This window comes from Pantoea sp. UBA4549 (genome assembly GCF_002387285.1).
Taxonomy (GTDB): domain Bacteria; phylum Pseudomonadota; class Gammaproteobacteria; order Enterobacterales; family Enterobacteriaceae; genus Pantoea; species Pantoea borealis.
In genome coordinates, this window is the sequence record NZ_DGLH01000009.1 from 84887 (window position 1) to 106053 (window position 21167).

30 protein-coding genes are annotated in these 21167 nt (G+C 50.4%); 16 read left to right on the top strand and 14 right to left on the bottom strand.

Annotation, left to right across the window (positions count from 1 at the left end):
* Positions 1–300 precede the first annotated feature (300 nt).
* Entirely contained in the window at positions 301–645 is a 345-nt protein-coding gene (locus B3041_RS16890; RefSeq protein WP_414692366.1) for a tyrosine-type recombinase/integrase, read from the bottom strand.
* A 264-nt stretch (positions 646–909) separates the two neighbouring features.
* On the opposite strand from B3041_RS16890, the gene B3041_RS07060 reads away from it, so the two are divergent.
* From B3041_RS07060 to B3041_RS07070, 3 genes are all read left to right on the top strand, one after another.
* A complete protein-coding gene (locus B3041_RS07060; RefSeq protein ID WP_292972385.1) occupies positions 910–1113 on the top strand; it encodes a DUF2612 domain-containing protein in 204 nt (67 codons plus the stop codon).
* A 6-nt stretch (positions 1114–1119) separates the two neighbouring features.
* Positions 1120–2412 (top strand): hypothetical protein, encoded by a 1293-nt coding sequence (locus B3041_RS07065; protein WP_292970844.1) that lies wholly within the window; start codon positions 1120–1122, stop codon positions 2410–2412.
* A 149-nt stretch (positions 2413–2561) separates the two neighbouring features.
* Positions 2562–2855, top strand: a complete 294-nt coding sequence (locus B3041_RS07070; RefSeq protein ID WP_292970847.1) for a tail fiber assembly protein — start codon at positions 2562–2564, stop codon at positions 2853–2855.
* Between the two features lie 20 nt (positions 2856–2875).
* On the opposite strand, the gene B3041_RS07075 is transcribed toward B3041_RS07070, so the two are convergent.
* Positions 2876–3877 carry an acyltransferase family protein gene (locus B3041_RS07075; protein WP_292970850.1) on the bottom strand — a complete coding sequence of 334 codons (1002 nt, stop codon included), beginning with the start codon at positions 3875–3877 and terminating at the stop codon, positions 2876–2878.
* Positions 3878–4217: 340 nt separating this feature from the next.
* On the opposite strand from B3041_RS07075, the gene B3041_RS07080 reads away from it, so the two are divergent.
* Positions 4218–4457 (top strand): DNA polymerase V, encoded by a 240-nt coding sequence (locus tag B3041_RS07080; RefSeq protein ID WP_292970853.1) that lies wholly within the window; start codon positions 4218–4220, stop codon positions 4455–4457.
* Entirely contained in the window at positions 4457–4777 is a 321-nt protein-coding gene (locus B3041_RS07085; protein ID WP_292970856.1) for a phage repressor protein, read from the top strand. The genes B3041_RS07080 and B3041_RS07085 overlap by 1 nt, the downstream gene beginning before the upstream one ends.
* 807 nt (positions 4778–5584) lie before the next feature.
* Here the strand turns inward: B3041_RS07085 and B3041_RS07090 are convergent.
* On the bottom strand, positions 5585–5911 hold the full coding sequence (locus B3041_RS07090; RefSeq protein WP_292970859.1) for a four-helix bundle copper-binding protein: 327 nt from the start codon (positions 5909–5911) through the stop codon (positions 5585–5587).
* Positions 5912–6190: 279 nt separating this feature from the next.
* Here B3041_RS07090 and umuD point away from each other — a divergent pair, with 279 nt between their 5' ends.
* A complete protein-coding gene (gene umuD / locus B3041_RS07095) occupies positions 6191–6613 on the top strand; it encodes a translesion error-prone DNA polymerase V autoproteolytic subunit (RefSeq protein WP_292970862.1) in 423 nt (140 codons plus the stop codon).
* Entirely contained in the window at positions 6614–7876 is a 1263-nt protein-coding gene (gene umuC, locus B3041_RS07100) for a translesion error-prone DNA polymerase V subunit UmuC (RefSeq protein ID WP_292970865.1), read from the top strand. It begins immediately after the preceding gene.
* Positions 7877–7907: 31 nt separating this feature from the next.
* On the opposite strand, the gene B3041_RS07105 is transcribed toward umuC, so the two are convergent.
* The gene (locus B3041_RS07105) at positions 7908–8165 is read right to left on the bottom strand and encodes a biofilm development regulator YmgB/AriR family protein (protein WP_065649031.1); all 258 of its coding nucleotides are present in this window, start codon (positions 8163–8165) and stop codon (positions 7908–7910) included.
* Positions 8166–8557: 392 nt separating this feature from the next.
* On the opposite strand from B3041_RS07105, the gene B3041_RS07110 reads away from it, so the two are divergent.
* Positions 8558–8869 (top strand): hypothetical protein, encoded by a 312-nt coding sequence (locus tag B3041_RS07110; RefSeq protein WP_139074182.1) that lies wholly within the window; start codon positions 8558–8560, stop codon positions 8867–8869.
* 48 nt (positions 8870–8917) lie between these two features.
* Here the strand turns inward: B3041_RS07110 and B3041_RS07115 are convergent, their stop codons facing one another.
* From B3041_RS07115 to B3041_RS07125, 3 genes are all read right to left on the bottom strand, one after another.
* Positions 8918–9310, bottom strand: coding sequence for a YgiW/YdeI family stress tolerance OB fold protein (locus B3041_RS07115; RefSeq protein WP_065649033.1), 393 nt, complete (start codon positions 9308–9310; stop codon positions 8918–8920).
* A 213-nt stretch (positions 9311–9523) separates the two neighbouring features.
* Positions 9524–9697 carry a hypothetical protein gene (locus tag B3041_RS07120; RefSeq protein ID WP_167350670.1) on the bottom strand — a complete coding sequence of 58 codons (174 nt, stop codon included), beginning with the start codon at positions 9695–9697 and terminating at the stop codon, positions 9524–9526.
* A gap of 84 nt (positions 9698–9781) precedes the next feature.
* Complete coding sequence (locus B3041_RS07125) at positions 9782–9958, bottom strand: hypothetical protein (RefSeq protein ID WP_292970875.1); 177 nt, start codon at positions 9956–9958, stop codon at positions 9782–9784.
* Between the two features lie 1115 nt (positions 9959–11073).
* On the opposite strand from B3041_RS07125, the gene B3041_RS07130 reads away from it, so the two are divergent.
* Entirely contained in the window at positions 11074–11262 is a 189-nt protein-coding gene (locus tag B3041_RS07130; RefSeq protein ID WP_065649034.1) for a hypothetical protein, read from the top strand.
* A 31-nt stretch (positions 11263–11293) separates the two neighbouring features.
* Here the strand turns inward: B3041_RS07130 and B3041_RS07135 are convergent, their stop codons facing one another.
* Positions 11294–12505: a diguanylate phosphodiesterase gene (locus B3041_RS07135; protein ID WP_292970878.1), complete on the bottom strand. Its 1212-nt coding sequence runs from the start codon at positions 12503–12505 to the stop codon at positions 11294–11296.
* 242 nt (positions 12506–12747) lie between these two features.
* Here B3041_RS07135 and B3041_RS07140 point away from each other — a divergent pair, with 242 nt between their 5' ends.
* On the top strand, positions 12748–12993 hold the full coding sequence (locus B3041_RS07140; RefSeq protein WP_292970881.1) for a hypothetical protein: 246 nt from the start codon (positions 12748–12750) through the stop codon (positions 12991–12993).
* Positions 12994–13033: 40 nt separating this feature from the next.
* Here the strand turns inward: B3041_RS07140 and B3041_RS07145 are convergent, their stop codons facing one another.
* A complete protein-coding gene (locus B3041_RS07145; protein WP_065649037.1) occupies positions 13034–13690 on the bottom strand; it encodes a helix-turn-helix domain-containing protein in 657 nt (218 codons plus the stop codon).
* A 140-nt stretch (positions 13691–13830) separates the two neighbouring features.
* Between B3041_RS07145 and B3041_RS07150 the strand changes: the two genes are divergently transcribed.
* The 4 genes from B3041_RS07150 to B3041_RS07165 all read left to right on the top strand — a co-directional run bounded on the left by B3041_RS07150 (position 13831) and on the right by B3041_RS07165 (position 15405).
* Positions 13831–14220, top strand: coding sequence for a hypothetical protein (locus tag B3041_RS07150; protein ID WP_065649038.1), 390 nt, complete (start codon positions 13831–13833; stop codon positions 14218–14220).
* Positions 14201–14491, top strand: a complete 291-nt coding sequence (locus tag B3041_RS07155) for a hypothetical protein (protein ID WP_065649039.1) — start codon at positions 14201–14203, stop codon at positions 14489–14491. Before B3041_RS07150 ends, B3041_RS07155 begins: the two co-directional genes overlap by 20 nt.
* An 88-nt stretch (positions 14492–14579) precedes the next feature.
* Positions 14580–14993, top strand: coding sequence for a hypothetical protein (locus B3041_RS07160; protein ID WP_065649040.1), 414 nt, complete (start codon positions 14580–14582; stop codon positions 14991–14993).
* A gap of 145 nt (positions 14994–15138) precedes the next feature.
* Positions 15139–15405: a hypothetical protein gene (locus B3041_RS07165; protein ID WP_065649041.1), complete on the top strand. Its 267-nt coding sequence runs from the start codon at positions 15139–15141 to the stop codon at positions 15403–15405.
* Positions 15406–15424: 19 nt separating this feature from the next.
* On the opposite strand, the gene B3041_RS07170 is transcribed toward B3041_RS07165, so the two are convergent.
* Both B3041_RS07170 and B3041_RS07175 read right to left on the bottom strand, forming a co-directional pair.
* Positions 15425–15664, bottom strand: coding sequence for a DinI-like family protein (locus B3041_RS07170; protein ID WP_065649042.1), 240 nt, complete (start codon positions 15662–15664; stop codon positions 15425–15427).
* Between the two features lie 309 nt (positions 15665–15973).
* The gene (locus B3041_RS07175; protein ID WP_039385062.1) at positions 15974–16297 is read right to left on the bottom strand and encodes a DUF6388 family protein; all 324 of its coding nucleotides are present in this window, start codon (positions 16295–16297) and stop codon (positions 15974–15976) included.
* 147 nt (positions 16298–16444) lie between these two features.
* Here B3041_RS07175 and yedD point away from each other — a divergent pair, with 147 nt between their 5' ends.
* Positions 16445–16912 carry a lipoprotein YedD gene (gene yedD / locus B3041_RS07180; RefSeq protein ID WP_292970895.1) on the top strand — a complete coding sequence of 156 codons (468 nt, stop codon included), beginning with the start codon at positions 16445–16447 and terminating at the stop codon, positions 16910–16912.
* A 40-nt stretch (positions 16913–16952) separates the two neighbouring features.
* Here the strand turns inward: yedD and fliT are convergent, their stop codons facing one another.
* Genes fliT through fliD form a run of 3 tightly spaced genes read right to left on the bottom strand, consistent with a single transcriptional unit; the run spans position 16953 to position 19143 of the window.
* Positions 16953–17306, bottom strand: coding sequence for a flagella biosynthesis regulatory protein FliT (fliT, locus tag B3041_RS07185; RefSeq protein WP_065649044.1), 354 nt, complete (start codon positions 17304–17306; stop codon positions 16953–16955).
* A gap of 25 nt (positions 17307–17331) precedes the next feature.
* Positions 17332–17712: a flagellar export chaperone FliS gene (gene fliS, locus B3041_RS07190; RefSeq protein WP_292970899.1), complete on the bottom strand. Its 381-nt coding sequence runs from the start codon at positions 17710–17712 to the stop codon at positions 17332–17334.
* A 9-nt stretch (positions 17713–17721) separates the two neighbouring features.
* Complete coding sequence (fliD, locus tag B3041_RS07195; protein WP_292970902.1) at positions 17722–19143, bottom strand: flagellar filament capping protein FliD; 1422 nt, start codon at positions 19141–19143, stop codon at positions 17722–17724.
* Positions 19144–19479: 336 nt separating this feature from the next.
* Here fliD and B3041_RS07200 point away from each other — a divergent pair, with 336 nt between their 5' ends.
* Entirely contained in the window at positions 19480–21117 is a 1638-nt protein-coding gene (locus B3041_RS07200; RefSeq protein WP_292970905.1) for a FliC/FljB family flagellin, read from the top strand.
* Positions 21118–21167 lie beyond the last annotated feature (50 nt).

Genomic DNA, 21167 nt, shown 5'->3' on the forward strand with positions numbered 1-21167 from the left:
TTCATTTTCGTGTTGATGAGGGATAGCTGATCCGTATTGTTCTCTGACATCCAGGTACCATAAACCCGATAGACCATCTGCGCATCTGAATGGCCCATTTGCGCGGCGACGTAATTCGGGTTTGCGCCTGCAGACAATGCCCAGCATGCGAAGGTGTGACTGGATTAATATGGCTTACGGTAAGTTATGCCTGCACGCTTAACTGCTGCCCGCCACGTCTGAGGAATGGAAGCAATTGTGTAGTAATCATTGCTGACATTACTGATTGCGTGTGCTTTTGGGTTGAAAACGAATGTGGCCTCAACTGCTTTTCCCATACTCACATAACAACAGAGTGATGACTGCCGGCGGACGCATGTGGGTGATTTCAGGCTGATCCTTCAATGCTCTAATTGCTGAGTCGACCAGAAACACGGTCCGCACACCCGCGTCTGTTTTCGGTAGAGTGAAGTCTCCCTGGTTAGTGAGGCTTCGCCTGACGGTGATGGTTCCCCTGATCAGGTCGATGTCCTCCCATGCGAGTGCGCAAAGTTCGCTATGTCGCAATCCGGTATACACAATAACCGTTTTCATGCGCAAACTTAAAAAGCGAGTACTGGTCTGACATACACGTGTTGACGTATGCCACCGACCTGCCTTTGCCATGCCTATTTTTTCCGCGCCCGTATACGTAACTTCCTTTCAATAGCTCCAGCCGCATGCGCTGGATATTCTCCGTGCAGTGGCAGATTATTGCCGACTTCATTCACAACCCTGACAACTTTGATATTGATAAGGCTACTGGCGACAGACTGGACATTATCGGTTGAATCATAGGCTTGCCACGAAGCGTTCCGTCAGTGATCGCAAAAGTATTGCTTGGTTTTGAGATACATAACAATTCGGCCGGCTTTAAAAACAAATGCAGGCTTGCTTATATGGGGGGCACCGTTCTGCAGGGAATTTTTACCAGCTTATGGCGATTATCAACTGAGTGATAATGAATACAGACGGTTCCTTAAAGTTAAAATCGCCAAAAACGCCACGTCCGGCACCATAGCTTCTGATGAAAGAGTCAGCCTGCAGGAGATCATTCAGGTCGCCTTCAGCGGAGAGGCATACATCACAGACTGAAAGAATATGACGCTGGCTCTGAATATATCCCCTCAGATATCCCTGGATGAATTGCGCCTGATCGTAAGGCTGGGACTTTTACCTAAGCCTGCCGGCGTCAGATACGACTATTACTATCTGGTTACGCCCGGGCAGACGTTTGGCTTCTCAAAAAAACCCTCAGTCAGAGGGTTCGCAAGCAAATTCAATGCCGCCTGTCAGGGCTGTTTTTTCGAGGAAAATTCATATCTAAGATTGCACGATATACAGGAAACCTGCGCGCTTTCGGCTCAAATGCTCAGGGTCGGGAGCGAACGGTTTTTTGGCGGTACATCTCAGGCCGATGACCTGACATCGCAGGTCACTGATGCATTCTTGCGTGGGTGGGGAATTGTCGGGCCATCCGAAAACCCATCCATGGAAGATTTTAACGCTGCCATGTACATACTCAGTCAATTTATTGCTTATCAGCATCAGATGGGTGTACCGGAGTGGGATTCAGCACAGGAATACTATGTTGGCTCTCTATACGTCAGGAATGGAGATGCATACTCATCTATTGCGAGTAACAACATTAACAGCCCTCCGCCATCGTCAAAATGGGCGAAAGTGATTAATGATAAGAATGGACTTCTTAGCCTCGGATTAAGTGATGCCAACGGTTTTGTCGGCAGGCTTATTAACATTCAGATATTCACAGCAAGTGGCGTATATACCCCAACTGCAGGCGCAAAAAAGTGCATTATAGAGGCTGTTTCCGGAGGCGGCGGAGGTGGATCTGTTATTAATATTTCATCAGGACAAACTGCTGTCGGTAATGGGGGCGTGAGTGGCGAATATGTCAAAGCGCCACTTTTGACGGCTCAAGCAAAAAATATGATCATTGGCTCCCCTGGGGCTGGCGGGACATCGGGCAACCCTGGCGGCGCAGGCGGAGTGACATCTGTTGGAAATCTTATAAGTCTACGGGGTGGGTCCGGTGGAGGTGCTGGCGCTGCATCAACAACAAATACAATCGGAACAACATCCGGTAGCCCGACAGGAACCTTTGCTTATCCAATTGACTCTGTTTATCAAGGCAACTCACTCGGCCCTCGCGGAGTGATAGTTAACCCTAGGGTTTCAGGAGGAGCACTGGCCGGCACCGGTGGCTCATCACCATTTGGAAAAGGTGGCGATGGCACGAATGTATCATCGTCCGGAAATGATGCATCCGGCAATGGAGCTGGCGGGGCTGGAGCAATCAATATCGGTGCGAGCGCCACAAGAACTGGCGGCGCAGGTACAGGCGGTTTAGTAATTATTTGGGAGTACGTATAATGGCTAACTACGCATTGATTTATAGTGGAAAGGTAGTTAATACAATCGCGTGGGATGGGCCAGAAGAATCGCCAATGGAATTTGAAGAAGGTTTACATATGCCTTGATACCGGATAAGGCAGGTAATTAACCTTCTTATGATTGGCTGTATGATGGAAAAAATTCATCCCCCCCTGACTGATGATGAACTTGCCGCACAGAATCAGCAAAAAATTGATAATAATATTGCTACCAAAGCTAACTTATTAGCTCAGGCAGCTATAGTGATCGCGCCACTCCAGGACGCCTTGGATTTAGATGAAGCTACCGATGAGGAAACGTCTTCCTTAAAGGCGTGGAAACAGTATCGTGTGGCTGTAAATCGTATAGACGCCAACATCGCCGATGATATTGCTTGGCCCGCACAGCCATCGTATCTTAAGCTAAAAAGGGCCAGGCGATAAGGTAAGCTTGGCCCTAGCATTCACCTTCCCCCTAAAAACAATAGCCTTGTCAAAGATATTTTCTTCAAAACAATAGCTGCAGAAATACAAATAATGATGATCAAAGAGGCAAATAATGGCGTAGCCAATAGGTTGTAAACTAGTTTGTTGTTAAAATAGCTCCCAATATCAAGGAATCCTGATATCCTCGAAAGCGTTAGTGTTGAAATTATGTATATTGGTAGCGTAAATCGTCCGACATATGATGCGAGTGAGCTAAAACTTCTTAGGTTTGAAGTGTATGAGTATAAATATATTGCAGAAATGGAGCCAAAAAAGCCAATTGCATACCTATAAACAACTATATATAGCTGGTGCCAAAATTCAACTCCATGGAATCTCATTTTTGTTATGTATATATAAAATGATTTATCCCAAAATAAAAGCATTGCAAACCATGTAGCTAAAGAAAGTAATCCTAACCTGTGTTTATAACTAGCAATTATTTCTGTAAAGTAATGAGCGCAAAAGCCTATGAGGAAGTATGGTGCAAGAAATTTAGTTCTATCCATATTCCATGAGTCACCAAAAAAAAGAGAGGAAAAGAATAGAATTAAGAAAGGCGCCCAAGGCTTATCTTTTGATATAGCATAAGACATAGCCATCGCAACGCAGGATAAAAACAATGAGGATAAAAACCAAAAAGGGAATACGGCACCATACTTAATGTTTGGTATGTTTATGTCCCTATTTATAATAATAGACTCAAGAATGAACCAAGAAACAGAAGGTAAAATTAATTGAAGTATTTTTTTCCATGAGGAAATGACAGAGTTGCTTCTTCTGAGGCTGTAGAAAAATAGATAGCCACTAATCATCATAAAAAGTGGCATGTGAAAACTATAAATAAAAATAAAGAAAGGGTTGTTAAAGAAAGAGTCGCCTCTCTTATCAAGGAATTGAATAGAGTGACCCCAGCACACCAAAAAAATAGCAAAACCTTTCAAAGAATCTATTATTGTTATTCGTTCATTGTTGTTCATAAGTTTATCAGTGGTTGCCATACGCTAAAAGGATAAAGTGTCTTAATTCAAAAAATATCACATTCTGCTTCTTGCAACAATCAAGCGAGAGCCTGACGCTAGGTTTGATTTCATTTTTTATAATCATAAAAAAGCCCCGGCGACGGGGCAATCCTGTACCGCGCCGATCTGAGCAGGCTACGGTGTGGGAGCCTAAACAGTAACCACTCACGCCGTCTGCAGCAAATAAATATCCATACCAGCCAAAAGGTTCGCAAAAAATACCCCTGGCGCATCTTGCTCAGATCCACCGATTGATATTGCTGTATATATACAGTAATTATCAGAGGAGGATTTTATCATGCCACGCGAGTACCAGATAAAAGAAGCATTCATCAGCTCCATTAAGCGCGAGCCATCAGGCCGCAGCACCGTTACCACTGCCGACTTCGTAGAGGAGCTGGAGCGCGTTAACTGGCACTTCGCGCTCAAAGCAGCCAACGACTGGATACGGAGCCATACAACCACCTTCCGCGATGCCTCAACGCAGGAGGGTGAGAATATGACGTGGTTCCGGTTCAACCCTAACGGTGGCCTCTGATGGGGTTCCCTTCACCGGCGCAGGACTACATACAGCCGCGCCTCAGCCTCAACTCAGTATTCATCCCAAATCCGGCCACAACGTTCCGTGTCGATATCCCGGACGGCTTCCTGCTGGTCGACTCAGCTGCAAAGGTAAAACCCGGTAACAGGATTGCGTATCAGTGGAACGGCTATTCAGGACTGGGGAAGATGTACCGCTACAGCCTGGTGACAGAAGAGGGCGAGGTGATAGAAGGTGAGCCACTGAATGATGTCATCGTGCTGGGGAAGGTGACGTGCGAGGTAAGGCATGTGTATGACGATTCCAGGGCGCCATAAATCAGTTCTGTTCTGGTAACACATGTAGCACAAAAAAATACCGCAAAGCACCTCATATTCACCCGACGGGTAAAACGTGCCTTGCGGTATACCTTTGATAAAACGTGAATCAGCCTAAAACAACTCACATGCTAAAAACTGCCAAGGGATATTATGAATATGCAGGTTTACTTGTTTTAACTATTTGATTTTAAATTTTTTATTTGCTGTGTGGATTTAATGTGGGACAGCGATGGGGCATATCCGGACTTCAGATTTCTACCAGGTTGCAGCTTATAAAAGGCACATATGCTCCTGAATATATCAGGCGTGATTAAGAAATGGATAGGATGACAAATTACGTCAGATTTCCAGAGGGTTAATAAAGAGCGGCGCAGTGACGCGGGAAGATGTTATTCACGTTATCGGCCTGGAATAGAAAGATGGCGGGCATAGTTATATTAACGCTTTTATGCACTGCATAGAGCGCGTTTAAGAGCAGATAATTGATTTAGTTTTACTGGAGATGCCGGGAACAAAAAGCCCTGGTTAAAGGTCTGCAATAGCTGATAAGACCATAGGTGCTCATTGGCAGCTCAGGCAAAATAATCTCTGGCATGCATTCGCCGGATAAAAGCTCCTGCATCAAAAATGAACAAATTTGCATTAGAGAGGCAACCATAAAGGGCAGCGCAAAGGATATCTGTCATCAGTCAGCAAACGCCGTTGCTGACTAACTTGCCTGATAGCGGCAGCGCTGCTGAATAGTGTCGCTTTAGTGAGGCGCATCTCAAAACCCGCCGGTAAGCGGGTTTTCAGGCTTCGCGATTATGCGGCCATCTGGCGGCACAGTTCCGCGCAGTGATGGCAGGCTTTCGCGCATGCCTGGCAGTGATCGTGCTGGTGCTGACCACACTCATCGCCACATTTCTGGCAAATCTCTGCACAAAGCTGGCAGAGCGCGGGCGCAAACTCACTCTTCAGCGTCATAAACTGTGCGGCGAGACGGCAGATATTCGCACACTGCATATCCATCCGGATACACTCCCGCATCATCTCCGGATTTTCCTCTTCAAGACATGAAACGGCACAGTTATCACAGGCGGCTGCACAGAGGTAGCAGGCTTCAATGCACTGTTTGTATTGATCCAACATATCTTCTCCTCGGTTAGGGTTACCTGATAAGCCTGGAAAAAATCCCCAATTATGCAAATTGTGAATATGTTAATAACGTTTTCAGCACGGCGCTCATTTTGTGACTGGCACGCGCGCTGAAGAGTAAGCCGCGCGAACATTCATCAATTTGCGCCTGTAATTCACTCAATTTGTCTTATCTGCACAGGCTTTACAAAAACATCAGGCGTATTTGCTTGATCGTTTACGGGAACTGCTATTACTGTATTTATATACAGTAATCATTTTGAGACCATGGATATGGAGCTTTTACACCCGGCGGACATCCGCGCCATCCTTGAATTACCGCTTTATGTCAGCCGCGTTCCCTGCGGTTTTCCGTCGCCGGCTCAGGACTACGTTGAGCAGCGAATCGACCTGAACAGGTTGCTTGTACAGCATCCCAGCGCGACATATTTCATTAAGGTCAGCGGTGACTCAATGATTGAAGGGGGCATCAACGACGGCGATATGCTGGTAGTAGACAGCTCAATCAAAGCCGGACACGGTGATGTGGTAGTCGCTTCAGTCTGTGGTGAATTTACAGTTAAACAGCTTATGCTGCGCCCGTTTCTGCATCTCAGGCCCATGAATGCGGCGCATGCGATCATTGCAATTGAGGACGCCGATCAGTTTGAAATTTTTGGTGTGGTCAGACATGCCATTAAGACGATAGGCCCATAGATGTTCGCGCTGGTGGACGTTAACGCGTTCTATGCGTCGTGTGAAAAGATATTCCGGCCGGATCTGAAAGGCGCGCCGGTTGTGGTGCTGAGTAACAACGATGGCTGCGTGATCGCCCGGTCGGCTGAGGCCAGAAAGCTGGGTATCAAAATGGGCGCGCCCTATTTTAAAATGAAAGATGAACTGACGCGTCACAATGTGCGGGTGTTCAGCTCTAATTATGCGCTTTATGCCGATATGAGTGACCGGGTGATGACCACGCTGGAGGAGATGGCGACAGCCGTTGAAATCTACTCGATTGATGAAGCATTTATGGATCTGACCGGGATGCAGCGCTACACATCGCTGGAAACCTATGGCAGAGCGATCCAGCAGCGGATATACCAGGAGATGCACCTGCTCACAGGGGTGGGTATTGCTCAGACTAAAACGCTGGCAAAACTGGCTAACTATGCAGCTAAAAAATGGACCAAAACCGGCGGGGTGGTGGATCTGTCAGATGCAGAACGGCAGCGCAGACTCATGGCACTGGTGCCGGTAGAAGAGGTATGGGGAGTGGGCCGGCGTCTCAGTAAAAAACTGAACGCGATGGGCGTGATCACGGCTAAGGATCTGGCTGATCAAAGCACCTGGGTTATCCGTAAGCACTTCAGCGTGGTGCTGGAACGCACGGTCAGAGAGCTGCGTGGTGAATCCTGCCTTGAGCTGGAAGCGTTAGCGCCTGACAAACAGCAGATAGTGTGCTCACGCTCCTTTGGTTCACGCATTACTGAATATCGTGATATGCGCGAGGCGGTCTGCAATTTTGCAGTACGGGCCGCTGAAAAGCTCAGAGCAGAACGCCAGTATTGCCGGCAGATAGCGGTGTTTATCCGCACCAGTCCGCACGCCGACGATGAGGTATTTTACGGCAATCAGGCGCTGGGCAGGCTGGCTATCCCGACTCACGACAGCCGGGATATTATCCGCGTGGCGACAGACGCGCTGGATCGTATCTGGCTTGAAGGCCGGAGATATATGAAAGCGGGCGTCATGCTGGGCGATTTTTTTAGCCAGGGCGTGGCGCAGCTTAACCTGTTTGATGAGTTCCAGCCGCGCGCAAACAGCGCAGCCCTGATGCAGGTAATGGATAAGGTCAACCAGGAAGGCAGGGGGCAACTGTGGTTTGCAGGGCAGGGGATCGCGAAACCCTGGGCGATGAAGCGGGAAATGTTGTCCCCGTCTTACACGACGCGTTACGCCGATTTGCCGGTCGCGAAATAACATCCCTGTTTCAATTACCCGGCTTTGACATTCAGTTACCCATATCTTCAGGCGTACGCTGGATCACAATTTCCAGCGCGTTGCGGTAGATATCCTGTTTCACAATATCCTGTTCCGCTTCAAGCCGCATGATCAGGGCCAGAATGATATCTTTGTTCGTCACGCGAATCTTGCGTGTGGTCAGTTCAAGCCGGATTTCAGAGATGATCACACGTTCACTCAGATACTGTTCACCGGTAGTTTTAAAGTAGTCGCTGAGCTGAGACTCCGGGGTAGCAAGCTGTTTCATATTAAGCCTCACAAAAAGAGAAATCACACATGTTATTGTCTGGCGGTGGCAAAAGCGTATGCTCTCCGCGCTGCAATAAACTTATACAAGATTTTCGTAGTTGTACAACTCGCGCAGCGCTCTTTTGTGTGGTCGTACGTGTAAATGATATGCATCAAAATAAGCGCGCTATTTTTTGGATCGATCATTTCCTTTATAAGCAGGACGTTAGTGCAGTGCGGAACAAAGCGCACAATCTTCACGCGAACCGCGCTGAAAGAGAAATTTTATGCGCGGTTAATCCGGCAGAGGCCGGGAGCGGGTTTTCACCCATTTTATTTTGCTAAACGCAGCGCGAAATCTGTAAGTCAGGCTACTTTTAATGCTCAGACCAATAATCAACAGAGGTGCGCATGCACTCACAACAGGTCAGTATCAATCTGTACGCTTTGGCGATTCGTAAACTTGCTGCCGCTCACCAGACAGGAAAAGATCTTAGCGACGTAAAACACCAGGTCGATGCGGTTATTCAGACGATGAAAGAGGGGATGACCGTTGATAAAACGGAGCAAATCGAGATGTGGGGTGAGCTGCTGGCGATCCTCGATAACTGTAGCCGCAATACGGCTCATCCTTCATGGATCACCGTTATCAATCACGCGCGTTATCGGGTAAAGAGCAGAAAAAACACTGCAGTACAGTATTACCGGCAAATCAGCGCCTGATAAAACACTGCCGATCGTGACGATCGGCAATAATTTTTCAGCCTGATATCAGGGCTCATCAATACGGGAAACTTTCAGGTGCGCACTGTTGCCTTTGCCATAGACTTTACCGCTGACGCGGATTTTGTCGGTGGCATCATAGGTTTTACCTTTAAAGGTCTCAGCAGGTGCATCAATACGCACGGTGCCTGAGCTGTCGCGGAACTGATAGCTGTTATCACCGATCTTTTTGAGGATGTACCCTTCAAGGGTTACGTATCCGCCCTGACGGAAATCGCGGATCAGCGACACGCGCGTCTGACCGGTATCTTCTGATCCTTTATAGCCTGCATCTTCTTTATGCTGCGGCGGCGGCGTTTCACCCGCTTCAAATCCCCCTTTTTCAGCGTAAGCGCCAAAGCTCAGACACAGCATCACAGCAGCCCATGTAATTTTATTCATGTCACTCTCCTTGAAGTCAATCGACCCGTTAAGCATGGCACAGGTTTCGCCGGGGAGCAGGGGGAGAACAAAATTAATAGAGCGTCTGAACAAAAGGTATACAGAAGAAGAAAGGAGGCATCGCGTGGGTACATTTGTACAGCAATAAAAAAGCCAGCACCCCGGTCTGGCTTTTTTATTGCGCTGAGCAGCCGTCTGATTATGTGCAGACAGTCAGGGCAGCGAAAGCCGGCCACTGATAACCCGATAGCCTGATCCGGCAAAGGCGTCAGCATCAAGCGGCTCTTTTTTGCCTGGGCCAAACCATCGCGGGTTGTGCTCTCCCGCGTAATACCACACTTCCGGTTCCGTTGTGGCTGATTCCACCCAGTAATAGCCTTCCTGCATCGTCTTATCCTCCTGCGAGGACTATAGTTCAGCTGCGCTACGCTTAACAGCACTGCGCGCCATTCTCTACAGAAAAATGTGCCGTCAGTGCTCTTCAGGAGGCGTCAGTTTCTCGCTGAGAAGCACAAAGCCCGCGGATTTAAAGCGCGCCAGAGAAAGAGGTATTGGCTCCATGGGCCGGTAAAAGCCGCGCCCCGCATCCCAGAACCAGACCTCTGGCTCAGTTGTTCTGCTACCCACCCAGTAAAAACCCGTTTCCATTAGTGCTCTCCAGAAATGAATGAAGGCACGCCTTCTTAAATTTCCGCAAAATGATGTATCAGGTAAAGTCGATAATCAATCTTGTTTACCGCTTCGCTTATTTTACAACTTACCTTGTGAGGTGCCGAATATCCTCTGGCTATGCACAACATACGTATCTGCATTAACCAGAATACGGCTCCTGTTCATTATCAGTCTGAATTTCATTACCAGGTGCAGCACAGCAGAAGCCTGTTATCCGGGGGTTAACGGTCAGCCTGCCTGCGCTTTCCGATTAACAGCAATGCCGTGCCAGACAGGCTTCGGCTTTCACTGCCAGGTTTACATTTAACGGCCGAAATCGATTTCACACTTTACACGGAGTCAGGCTAAGTTGTACAGCTCATCAAAGTTGTACAGGTTTGCGCTGGTTGTATAGAAGCGTCTGGTGTTTTAATTCCCGTAACGAAAAGGCGTTGCGTTTTGCTTTAATTTTAAACAAAAGAGAAGGCTCAGGGCTGATTAAGCTGATGATAGGCGAGACAAAATCGGGAGCACTGAAATTATGCACGTTTGAAATAAAAAGTACGATCTCATCTGACCGCACAAATTGATAAAGCGTAACTTATACGAATGGAGAAATCATGTATAACTTCAGGTGTTATGTATGGCGTTATCAGGCGCCTTTTTATCTGACTGGCTAAGCCCGCTCGGGACTGAAACAGTAAATGAGCTTTACAGCTGTATAATTAACCGCGTAATACGCTGCTGAGTAATAGAAAACAAAACTCCAGGGCTGAATATAATTCATAGCAGATTTACTGCTGAATATGATCATCCTCTTTTCATGCAAAACAAAATCTATTTCATACAAAGTTGTCAGGACAATGAACCCGGTATTCCTGTTGTTTTTTCTGAAACGAAGAGCGCGTTAATAACCAGATTTATTTCCGCATTCTGAACTGGCTGCCAGCAAAACAGGCGCGGGACGGTAACCGGTAATGGCAGCCTGATCGTTTGCTGTTGCTATCGGGAGTCGCTCCGCTTTACCGCGAACAGAACGACAGCTGCTACACTTACAGATGCCGTGAACAGCGGCGGTAAATGTCAGTGCTGAAACAGAGGCGAGCAGGCTTATGAAAGATGGATATTACTGGGTGAAAGATGGTGAGCGCTACCCGGAGGTATGGTTCTATCAGCGGCAGTTTGGCTGGTTTCGTCCCTGCAGCGCGGTTCCGATGACGCAGCGCACCTTTGAAATGATGAAGTATGTCATCCTCAGCGAGCGGCTTGATGCGCCTGCAAAGCAGCTGCAGGCGCAGTAAATCGTAGTCAGAGATGCGCTTCTGACAGATGCTATCTGATTTCAGGCCATGCGATTGACGGAAATGCATTCAGCATTGGCCGCGCAAAAAGATAGCCCTGAAACTGATTAATACCGGCTGCTTCAAGCCACATCCACTCTTCTGCTTTTTCAACGCCTTCGGCCACTACGGCAATTTCCAGTGAAGCGCAGCATTTAATAATCGCATGCACAATTGCCTGCTTCGGGCCGCTTTTATGAACGTCACTGATAATTTCACGATCGATTTTTATTTTATCGGGCTGAAATTTTGCCAGCAGAGAGAGTCCGGCAAAGCCGGCACCAAAATCATCCAGCGCCAGACTGATACCGGCAGCTTTTAACTTCCGGACTTCCGCTGTAAATTCATCGGCGCGTGAAATGATTTCATTCTCTGTGACTTCCACCACGATTTGCTCAGGAATGAGACCGCTGGCGTGGATCTCTGCAAGCAGGAAATCTACGGCATGGGGTACGGTCACCAGAGACATCGGCAGCAGATTGATAGTGAGTGTATGCTGCCCCAGCCCGAGCTTGCTGGCGAGATTGAATGCCAGGCTTTTTGACTGAATATCGGCCCGATAAACCGCATCACCACCAAAGGCGGCGAAATACTCTTCCGGCGCACCGCCGGAAGGCGTGCGGATCAGCGCTTCATAGGCAGCAATGCGCCGTGAAAAGGGATCCACAATAGGCTGGAAAGCAAAGCGGCAATCCTGAATGAAGTGCTGAAAATCATTCAGCTCGCGGCGTGCTGTATCATCTTCGACAAACTCCCACGTGTTCGCCGGCGGGATTTCAAAATAGTTCTCTTTTTCACGCGCCTCAACAAAGGTGCGCAAAAACTGCAGGGCACGATCGTCGTAGGTCAGCTGATGGCGTGACGTACCTTTATCAAGTACAGCCTGCAGCACGCTGCTTCTGGCATGCTGACGCAGATCAAACAGCTCCATACCAGTATTACCAAAGCGGCGCGCTGGCGCAAAATCATGCATCAGCTCTACCAGGTTGTGATGACGTGCATCCTGACGAATACGCTCATAGATATGCCTGACAGCGCGATCCGGTCCTTCCAGAAGCTGAAAGAAATGCCGGCCATCAAATAATAAAATGCCGGTTATGTCCGACAGCGCATTTTTGGTGTTTGCGCGGGCCACAATATCTTCAAGAACTCTGACGGGAACATGTTCATCAAGATGACTGCGGTAAAGAATAGTGGTCAGCATGCAATTGTCCTGCCGGAACGTTATTTAAGCCTCTACATTAACCGTCGAACCGGCAAAGATGTCCAGCCCGGAGAGGCTAAATCAGCATAAAATTTACCTATTTATCTGATAAGCGCGGCGGCATAACAGGCGTCAATTCAATTTATCAATCGGACGAAATGAATATGCACTAACGATAAATATTTTCGATTGAATAGATTAACGAAATGCGTATCTTAAACGGCGTTAGCCGGAGGAATAAAATGTTACGCGATTACTTAAAACTGGACGCAGAAGATCGTCTGATTGAGCAGGATAAACAGGCTGCGAGGCAGGATCGGGAAGCCACTACCCGCTGGCAGATCGTAAACAGCCAGGGCCTGGTAAAAGGCAGTGTGATGCTGAGCGACAGATTTACTACCCGTCGCTCCTGGAACGTGAACTACCGTATTACGCAGACGGATGCGTCAGGCCGGGTTGTTATCGATCGCCTGACCGACGTTCTGTAACAGGTAAATACCCTATGCCACACCCGCCCCGTGCGGGTTTTTACCGATCGTCAGCGCGGTAACGCCGGCGCTGCTCAGCCAGCACGCCGATAATCTGCACCTCATGTCTGTCCGTGCGAAGCACAGGATAATCTTCATTAACCGGACGCAATAAAAAATGCTCTTCGTTCTGAGAAGGAGAGTGCACCCGTAACATTCTGACCAGCGCCTGCCCGGCATACAGCGCCAGCACAACCTCACCGGGTGCTGCAGATCGCTGTGGTTCAAATATCAGCAAATCGCCGGGCAGAAAGGCTGGCTGCATGGAATGATCGTTTAACTGAACGGCGACAGCACTGTCGCTTACCGCATTGTCACAGTAGAGGAAGCGATCCGCTTCCCGCTGCAGCTGCAGGCGGGTCTCATCCAGCCAGCCGGTGACCTGCTGCAGCGTCAGCAGCGGCACAGCCCGCACGCTGCTGTGGCTGCTGACGACCGCAAACGGTTCCCCCTCACCATCAAACAGCCATGCCGCCGGGCACTGGAGCAGCTCTGCCAGCCGGAGCAGGTGTTCGCCGCGCGGCAGCGTCTCATTTTTTTCCCATTGTGAAATGGCTACGTGCGACACCCCGACGTCTGCCGCCAGCTGCTGCTGGGTGAGTTTCAGTATTTTACGGCGAGCGCGAATACGCTGGCCTGGCGTTTCCTGATTCTGCATCTTGACAACTCCTGAAAGATTTACTTAAGTATACTTAAATTAATCGATTAAAGTAAACTTAAAATACACTGACCATATGACTGGCAAGGGGAGGTCAGTGTATTCCGGGCGGAGCCCTTGCCAGTACTGAGAGGTAAGGCATGGAGAGTAGTATGATCACCAGCGTTGGCGCACTGCTTCTCGGCGGTGGTGCAGCCGCGGTGTTCTGGAAACCATTACTGGCCGGCATAGCAACCATCGTAACCAGCAATCGTGCAGGCGGAGAGATTATCACCAGTTACAAAGAGCAGGTGATGTTACTGAAAGAGAGTCATGCGCTGATGCGGCAGGAGAACGATGAGTTGCGCATTCGCCACGATCGCAATCTGCGCCGCATCTCTTCACTGGAGACCGATCTGCGCCTGATAAAAAATGCGCTGGGCATTTTGCTGGCCACAACGGAAACCGATCACAGCGATAAACTTCGCACTCAGATCAATCAATTGATAACCACGCTTGAGGAGAATCGTGATGGTGCAGATAAACAGTGAATTTACGATAAGAAACCACCGGCGTCAGCTACTGCTGGGAGGAATGATGCTGCTGTTATCGCTGATATGCATTGGTATGACGGCCATGTTTATCTACGTCAGCAATGAGGCTAACCAGCGCGTCGAAAATATCCGGGAAGAGTACCGGCAAATCTCTGACCGGCGCGAAGCGCGGGTGGCTGAACTGACGGAGCAGCTGGCAGAACTGCAGCTAAAAATTGACGGAATAGTGGTGCGGGAAAAGGCCAGACCGGCTAAACGCAGCAGCTAGCAGCAGGGAGGCGCTGATGAGTATTACCAGTCAGATCGCGGTATGGCTACGGCAGCGGCGATCGTTAACCCGGAAGAAGGAGAGTACCATGAGTGAACAACAGAGCATTAACCCGGCAGCAGCAGCGGAGCCGCACGATGTGTCCCCGCTGGAGAGTTTTGCCAACGAAACGGCACCGGCCAGTTCTGCTGCGCCGGCGTTAACGGAGGGGAGCGTAGCGGGCGCAGAAGTCACCGCGACAACAGAGGAGAGAGTACCGGCTGATACAGCGGCGCAGCCAGCAGCAGACGATCCGCTGGCGACAACACCGGCCAGCACGGACGCTGCTCCGGCGGTATTGCCGGCCCAAAACGCTGAGGAGAAAACGTCACCGGCCGCAGCGGCACTGGATGCCGGGGTAAAGGATTTTGTGCAGGCATTTACGTTTGTTGAACATGGCGTGAGCCAGCTGGGGGAAGCAGCCAAAGCGGAACTGATAACGCTGGCGCGAAAATACCTCTGATGTACAGCCATCTATACTGACAGGGATGTCAGCTTCAGCCGTTCACAGACTTCCGACTATTCTTAGTGCGGCTTCGCTATTATCGACTATCTTTAATCACTCAGACGTTATTTTAACTGGCAAAACAAGCAAAAAGGAAAATAGCATGAGCGATTCAGAAGCGATTAAAACCAAACCTGAGTACCTGCGCGATGTTACCTCACAGCTTAAAGAGATGCGTCACTATGCGCAAACCAACACTGAAACGCTCTCTGCACACTGGCTGGCGTTTGATGCCGGTGAGTACAAAGACAAAGAGTACGCAGGACGTTTTGAGCAGCTGATTAATGAGCAGGGTAAACTGCTGGAGAATATTGATCAGACAATTCAGGATTTAGAGATTGCGGTTAACCATATTGAGCAGGAGAGCTAACCGCATACGGCAGGGTGGCCTAGTCGGCCACCAGCCACATATCCGCCTCATCGAACATCTCTTCGACAATGCGCGCAACGGTCGCTTTATCGTTTTTGCTTAAATCGGTTTCGATTCCGTTGCGCTCCATCGGTTTTACCCGTACTTCAGCCTCCGGAAACACACGCTGCACCCGCTTTTCGAGCTCAGCCTGAATCATTTCGCGCGCGCCGGGCAGGCCTGCGACGTTGCGTTTGTCGTAAATCAGCTCTACAAACATCAGAACCATCCATCAAATAAGGTCAGGGCATCATATTACTGTAAATAAAAACAGTAGCAAGGGGCGCAGGCGGCACAGAAGGGAAAAAAGTGTACGCACCGGTGAATCAGGAAGGGTTGCCGGAAAAAGCAGGGAAAAAAATGAACCTCTGGAAGTGGAAAACCAGCACCACTTCCAGAGGTGGCGCACACGCACCATTCGTTAAGGGACAATCCTTGACGGTTGTCATGGTGCGTAACTTATACAAAAATATTCCTTTGTACAACTATATTTTCTCTGTTGTACAACTTTGCGCGCTGCCGTGCAGCGCTACAGCTCATTCTTTATACAAAACTCTTCCCACGTCATACCCAGCGCCTCAGCGTGCGTCTTCAGATAAGCTTCAATCGCCTCTGCGGCGACCGCCTTATCCGGCTCGGCGAGCTGAATAGAGAACAGAATACCATCCAGTTTTTTCTGGCGGATAAAAGCCGCATAGATACGTTCGGCATGCCAGTCGCGCAGTTCACGCAGTGACATATTCGCCGCGCGGGCGTCGCTTTCGCTCAGCTCATCCAGCGCGGCCTGAAAGGTAGGGTGGGCGGTAAAAAACAGGCTGCGTGCCAGGCTATAGTACTCTTCAGGGGTTTTCATGCTCTATTCCGGGTCATTAACTCGGCGCATAGTGTAACGGTAACCTGGCGCGTTGTCAGGCGCGCCGGGTTTTGCTGCAGACCGCTTGCCTTACGCCTGAGAAAAATTATACCGTAGCCGCCATTAACGCGAGGACAGGGAATTAAAATGAAAAAGTGGATCGTGCTGGCCGCCGTCGCGCTCAGCGGGTGTGCGCAGATTAACAGCTACAGTGATGCGGTAAAAACCCCGGCACCGGCCGCGCTGCAGGGCAACTGGCAGACCGTCGGGCCGCAAAGCAAGCTTATCAGCGGCCAGGCGCTGGGCAGCCTGATTATCACCGCCGACGGCGACACGCTGGATTGCCGCCAGTGGCAGCGGGTGATTGCCAAACCGGGCAAGCTGACCCGTCTGAGCGACAACTGGGTCAACGTCAATCGCCAGTCGCGCGTGATGCCGCTGGTGCTGGAAAACGGTGAATTGCAGTATGATGGTCTGCGCCTGCGTAAAGTGGAACAGCCCACCGTGGAGTGCCAGCAGGCGCTGGAAGAGGTCGCGAAGCGGCCCGATGAGGCGGTGATTCAGGATATTGAGCCAGAGCTGATGAAACCGGTCGCGGCACACACCGTGCAGTAACGCAGTAAGAGACCCTCTCCCGGCGGGAGAGGGCAGGCATTCAGCTCTGCGGCAGCCAGACGTCGCCCTGCTGGCCATAAGCACGCATGACCGATTTCTGTACTGAGGACTGACTGACCAGCCGCGTCAGCTCATCCATCCGCGCCTGCAGCAGACGCTTCACTTCGCTCTCATTGTCCAGAATATGACGCAGGACCGGACGCAGCTGCTCCTGCAGCTGGCCTGACGGCGGCGTGGTTTCCGTACTCTGCGCCAGACGCTCCACCGCACTGACGTAATCCATTTCGTGAGTAATCAAATCATCCCACTCGCCGCGGCTGGCGTGGCGCAGCATGCCGTGGCTGAGGGTGAGGATCTGCTGATAAGCCAGCATCAGGTGCGGTGCAGTAGTCATAACATAGCGTCCTAAAGAGTTAAGATTAAGCGACTTCTTTCCAGGCATCAGCGATATTGCGCAGCAGCGTTTCAACCTCTTCCAGTGCTGCCACGTCGTTGCGGATGTTCGCCTCAACCAGACGGCGGACCATATAAGAGTAAAGACCGATAAGGTTCAGCGTCAGCTCATCGCCCGACGCCTCATCCAGACCCTGTTTCAGGCCGGCCTCGATAATATTGATCGCTTTCGAAATTGCGTTGCCTTTGCCCGCAATGTTGCCCTCCTGCATAAACAGACGCGCACGCACCACGGCGCTGATGGCGCCATCAAACAGCAGCGTCATCAGCTGCGGCGAGGTGGCGCTCATTACGGCGCTCTCAACGCCAATTTTTGCATAGGCCTGCGTGCCGTTTGCACCGTACATGGTTACTCCTTATTTTTTCGAGCTGCTGGTCATGCTGTCAAACTGCTGCGTCAGGTAGTCGCTGGTGCTGTTGAGCTTACTGACGGCGAGATCCAGCTGGGTAAACTGGGTTTTATAGCGTGCAATCAGGTCATTGATGCGCGTATTCATGTCGTTATATTTCTGCGTCAGCTCATTCAGCGTTTTGCTGACGCCATCTTTGGCGCTCTGGATCGGCCCTTTGCTTGAGAGCCAGGTCGTAAGGTTATCGGCCAGTCGCGTGGTAATACCGGTTTTTTTCCCGTCGCCGACGACCATCTCTTTAATGCCGTCCGGATCTTTCGCCAGCTCGGTTTTCAGCTTGCTGTCATCCAGCGTGAGCTTGCCGGAGGTGGGATCGGAGGTGATGCCAATCTGCGCCAGCGTTTTATAAGAGGAGCTGCTGGCGGAGTTGGTCAGCAGCCCCTTAATCTGCGTCTGAATGCTGCGCAGGGTGCTGTCACCAACCAGCGCGCCGTTGCTGGCATCCTGCGCGTCGGCACCTTTTTCCACCGCGGTGTATTTGGTCAGCGTACTGAACTGATCGAGCAGCGTGTTATAGGCGTTAACAAAGTTGCTCAGCGCAGTAGTGGCTTTTGACGTGTCCTGCGCCACGGTCAGCGTCTGGCTGCCGCTGGTGGTCGCGGTCAGATTCAGCGAGATCCCCTCCAGCGCGTCGCTGATGCTGTTACTGCTGCTGGTAATTGGCACATTATTCACGGTGAGCTGCGCGTTCTGCGCTGCGACGCTGACGCTGAGCTTGTTGTTCGCTGCGATATCATTTTGATCAAAGCCGACCACTGCCTGCAGCGTGTCGTCGCCGCTGACGCTGACCGCTGCCACCGCGTGTGCCTCGCCGGTTTTAGTGGCGGTCAGCGACAGACGGTACTCACCCTCGTTGCTCTTGATAATACTGGCAGAGACACCGGCATTCGCTTTATTGATCGCATCACGCATCCCGGTCAGCGAGGTCTGGTCGCTGGTGAGGGCAATATCTTTGCTGCTGCCGTCGGCAAGCTTAATGGTCAGGGTGCGGCTGGCGGCGCTGTCGCCGAGCGCGCTGCTGTTGCTGCTCTGCGCCGCCGAGGTCAGCGTCTGCGCCTGCGCCAGCTGGGTCACGTTAATACTGTACTTACCTGCCACTACGTTGCCCGACGTCGTGGCGCTGAACGCGCTGCTGCTGCTGGTCGCAGTGGTGGCGCTGAAGACATCGGCGCTATTGAGCGCGCTGTTGGCGGTCTGAAACGCGGTCAGCGCGCCTGAGAGTGAGCCGTAGGCGCTGAGCTTCGCGGTATAGGCGCTCTGCTGGGTGGTAATCGGCTTTAAGTTCGCTTTTTCGGCGTTGGTTAAGCTATCGAGAATATCGCCAAGCTGCAGGCCTGAGCCGACGCCGAGGGAAGAGATGCTGGCCATATAGTTTCCTTTTCCTGTCGCTGCAAAGAGTGAATAGCGCAATTATCGGCGTCAACGCGTCAAAGTTTAGAATTAATAACCGGTGAGTAATAAACGGAATAGAGGGGCGTAAAGGAGGTAATTCGGGCGCTAAAAAAAAGTTAAGCGGGGCTAAAGAAGCGCAAGCGGGTGGCGATAACCATAAGCATGGCAGGTGGAGCGAAAAAAATTCACCCGGTCCTAAAAAAAATCTAAAGGTTGTTCCGGGGCAGACGATAACAACTTTGACGGCGATGAAGCCGAAGGGTTGAAGCCCACACCTTAACCGAAAGACTTGATTAAACAGGAAACTTTATCATGGCCCAGGTCATTAACACTAACAGCCTCTCGCTGATCACTCAGAACAACATCAACAAAAACCAGTCTGCTCTCTCTTCTTCAATGGAGCGTCTGTCATCTGGTCTGCGTATCAATAGCGCGAAAGATGACGCAGCAGGCCAGGCTATTGCTAACCGTTTTCAGTCCAACATCAAAGGTCTGACTCAGGCAGCCCGTAACGCCAACGACGGTATCTCAGCTGCGCAGACCACTGAAGGCGCCTTGTCTGAAATTAACAACAACTTACAGCGTGTACGTGAACTGACCGTACAGTCGCAGAACGGCACCAACAGCCAGTCTGACCTGGACTCTATTCAGGACGAAATCAAATCCCGTCTGGATGAGATTGACCGCGTATCGGGCCAGACCACGTTTAACGGCGTGAACGTACTGGCAAAAGATGGCACCATGAAAATCCAGGTTGGCGCCAACGATGGCGAAACCATCTCTATCGACCTGAAGCAGATCGACAGCAAAACCCTGGGTCTGACCGGCTTTAACGTGAACGGTAAAGGTGGTGTTGCCAATGCCGTTGCTACTGGCGCAGATTTGAAAGCAGCAGGTTTTACGCTGAGCGGTTCAACCTATACAGGTTCTGCTGGTTATAAAGCCGCTGCCTCCTCAGACGTATTAAGTAATCTGGCTGATGGCGCAACTGTTACCAGTGCTGGTACCGTTGATGATGGTTTATCTGCCGCGGCTAACACTTATAAGTTTGATAAAGCCAGCAATAGCTTTACCTTCTCAGAAGCAGGCGCAACATCAGCTAAAGTTTTAAGCTATCTGAATCCATCAGCTGGTGACACTACTAAGGCCAGCGTAGAGATTGGCGGTTCCAAGCAGGATGTAATTATTGCTAAAGACGGAACTCTGACCGCTGGTGATGACGGTGCAGCGCTGTTCCTGGACACAACAGGTAACCTGACAAAAAACAGTGCTGGCAGCCCGCCAGTTGCAACGCTGGCCGGTTTACAGACTAACGGTGGCGGTACAGCAAAAGCTTCAACCATCACTACAGAATCCGGCGAAACCCTGACACTTACAGGTGGTACAGCTGGTAAAATTGATGTATCTGGTGCCTCAATCAGCGCTGATAAACTCAAAGCAGGTATGGCGGCTGGTGGTTACACGGCTGGTACATATGATGTAGATGGTGCTGGCGCAGTTACAACTGGCGGCGCAGCTGTTTATGCTAAAGGTGACGGTTCTCTGACCAACACTAATGTTGCAAATTACTATGTGCAGGATGATGGCTCAATCACTAACGGTAGCGGCAAACTTGCATATAAAGATGCGGCTGGCAAAATCAGCACTGATGCTCAGACTGCAACTACCACTACTGCTGACCCACTGAAAGCACTGGATGCGGCTATCAGCAGTATTGACAAGTTCCGTTCTTCACTGGGTGCGATTCAGAACCGTCTGAACTCAGCAGTGACTAACCTGAACAACACCACCACTAACCTGACGGCTGCTCAGTCTCGTATCCAGGATGCGGACTACGCAACTGAAGTGTCAAACATGTCTAAAGCGCAGATCGTTCAGCAGGCGGGTAACTCCGTGCTGGCGAAAGCGAACCAGGTTCCACAGCAGGTTCTCTCTCTGCTGCAGGGCTAATCGCTCACTGCATAAGCGTCAAAACCCCGCTCCGGCGGGGTTTTTTTTTG